3 protein-coding genes are annotated in these 2464 nt (G+C 37.2%); 1 reads left to right on the forward strand and 2 read right to left on the reverse strand.

All coding sequences use genetic code 11. The annotated features are described in order from the left end of the window. Positions 1-426 (forward strand): CoxG family protein (locus tag MKZ26_RS22255; RefSeq protein ID WP_340767725.1); only part of this gene is annotated, 426 nt, incomplete at its 5' end. Between the two features lie 329 nt (positions 427-755). On the opposite strand, the gene MKZ26_RS22260 is transcribed toward MKZ26_RS22255, so the two are convergent. After that, positions 756-947 carry a hypothetical protein gene (locus MKZ26_RS22260; RefSeq protein ID WP_101226107.1) on the reverse strand — a complete coding sequence of 64 codons (192 nt, stop codon included), beginning with the start codon at positions 945-947 and terminating at the stop codon, positions 756-758. Between the two features lie 92 nt (positions 948-1039). After that, a complete protein-coding gene (locus MKZ26_RS22265) occupies positions 1040-1987 on the reverse strand; it encodes an IS110 family transposase (RefSeq protein ID WP_231892157.1) in 948 nt (315 codons plus the stop codon). Positions 1988-2464 lie beyond the last annotated feature (477 nt).

The raw sequence follows: 2464 nt of genomic DNA on the forward strand, positions 1-2464 counted from the left end.
CATACTGTAGTAGTTCCAGCAGATGTACAGGCAGTTTGGGATTATGTCAGTGATCTCGAAAAATGGGCAACGACAGTACCAGCCTATAAAGAACATGAAATCATAAATGACAAGCAATCTATTTGGACATTTGAAGGTAGTGTGAAAGGTATAAAGAAAACAATCCAAGCTCAGGTAGATATTACCGAATGGAATGAACCTTCAAATATTAAGTTTGAACTAAAAGGTTTATCAGATAATTTTACAGGAAGCGGTCACTTTACTGCAGAAGATGTTAATGGTAAAACAATAATGACTTGTACGGTGGAAATCCATGCAGGCGGATTATCTGGTGCGGTGTTAACACCAATTATTAAATGGGCTGTTCCAAAAGTAGCATCTCGTTTAACAGAATCTATCGCACGTAAAATTGCAGTATTCTCATAGTTTTCAAAGATTGAAAGCCAATTCATTTTGGAGATGCCTTCTCTGAATTATGGATGGTAACATTCCGAAGTAACCAATATAATGATATCGAGCGCTACTAGAAATTTTATAATAGCGGAAAGGGGGCTGTCCAAAAGGATGGCCTCTTTTTTAATATTCCAGAATCGCTTTTCTTAATGAGCTAACGGATGCGTTAGCTGAAGAACGGAGCTGTCTTTAAGGCAGCTTTTTTGTATGAAAACACAATAGTAAAAAGCCATGCTAAAATAAACCCTCCATATTCTCATTTTTTTGATGGGGGTAAATGTACTATGTCGTTATTTAACTGGTTATGCAGTTTGTTGTTCAGATGGAGCGATTGTATAGCCTTTCTTTTTTAGGTATTCGATCATTTTTAATTCTTTGTTATTTTGTTTTTCTTCAAGGTAATTTGAGCCTAGTTCATGATAAGGTTCTCCTGTTTTTAAGATGTTGTAAGTAATCGTTAATAGTAAATGGGCAGAAGCGATTCGTCCCTTCATTTTCCCCTGTCGTTTAGTAATCCTTTTTCGATGTGAAGCAATTCTATTATTTTGCCTTGATGTTGCTAATACACATTCTACGGCCATTGTTTTTAAAGCTTTATTTCCTTGTGTGGTTTTACTCGTTTTTTTTTACCAGCACTTTCGTAATTTCCAGGACTCACACCAGCCCAAGAGGCAAGATGTTTAGCTGACTTAAATACGGACATATCAACACCCATCTCCGCAATAAAAGTGGCTGCGGCAGCTTTGTTCACACCAGGTATACCATCCAATAATTCTACTTCCTTACGATAGGGGGACAGGAGTTGATCGATTTGTTTTTCCAATTCTTCTATGGTTTGTTCTAAATAACCCATATGATCCCAATGGTAACGCAACATATCACGATGATGACGGCGAATACGACCATTAATTGCACTTGCAATGTCAGTTATACTTGCTTTTGTTCGCCAATCCACCATTTTTCGAAGACCATCGGTCTCTATTTTTTCACCATTTAGAATCGCTTCAAGGATACGACGTCCCGATAAACCAAAAATGTCTGATAGAACGGATGTTAGCTTGATATTAGCATCTTGAAGGATTTTGTGAATGCGATTCTGCTCTGATGTGCGATGATGAATCAATTTTTTTCGATAACGAGTAAGATCTCGTAAATCACGAATATCCTCTGGTGGGACAAAATTGTTTTCAATAAGTCCGCATCTTAGAAGCTTGGCAAGCCATTCGGCATCTTTCACATCAGTTTTACGCCCTGGAACATTTTTGACATGTCTGGCATTGGCAAGAACAAGGTGAAAAGAACCTTCGAGTATATTCCATATTGGTTTCCAGTAGACTCCGGTACTTTCCATCACAACATCGGATACCTGCAGGGTAGCGAGCCAATCACTTAAAGCCAAGAGTCCCGTTGTTGTAGTTGAAAAAGTTTCAATAGAGGTCTTTGGCTTTTTATCTAATGGACCAAATAATACACAGGCTACTACTGTTTCTTGGTGTACATCTAGGCCAGCACACCGTTCAATCATTGCTTCCATAGGAGAAATCACCTCAAAAAAAATTAACAATACATATGACAGGAGATTTGTTACAAAAATTTTTGTATACGTACTAGTAGTACACTAAATGGTTCTTCCATACTGTCACAACCAGTTTCTTATACAGGGTATCTTCCTTAAGATCCACCAAAAAAAGTTCAGCCTGGTTGTATTGTTATTTTCCATTATTGTCAAGGGGTTAATGGGTTAGACTCTATTTTGAGTTTAGATTTTCGTAGTAGATGGTGGCGGCGAGGAGCGCCGCCATAGGAGTTTCTTATGCAACTAACGGGGGAGGTTAGTTCATTAAGAATTCACAATTATTTTGGAAATTTTTGTTATAATGAAGTGGATATTTAATACAGTTGTATTAAATAAAGGGGTGTTGACTTGATTGGTTGGTTAATTATTTTCTGTGAGATTGGATTTTGGGTGTTTGTTTTAGCAGGATTATTTGTTAGATATATTTTTAAGAAA

This window comes from Sporosarcina sp. FSL K6-6792 (assembly GCF_038004885.1).
GTDB lineage: Bacteria > Bacillota > Bacilli > Bacillales_A > Planococcaceae > Sporosarcina > Sporosarcina psychrophila.

Coding starts and splice junctions, on each gene's coding strand:
- MKZ26_RS22265 (WP_231892157.1), bottom strand. CDS start 1,987: ATGGAAGCAATGATTGAACGGTGTGCTGGCCTAGATGTACACCAAGAA.
- MKZ26_RS22260 (WP_101226107.1), bottom strand. CDS start 947: ATGAAGGGACGAATCGCTTCTGCCCATTTACTATTAACGATTACTTAC.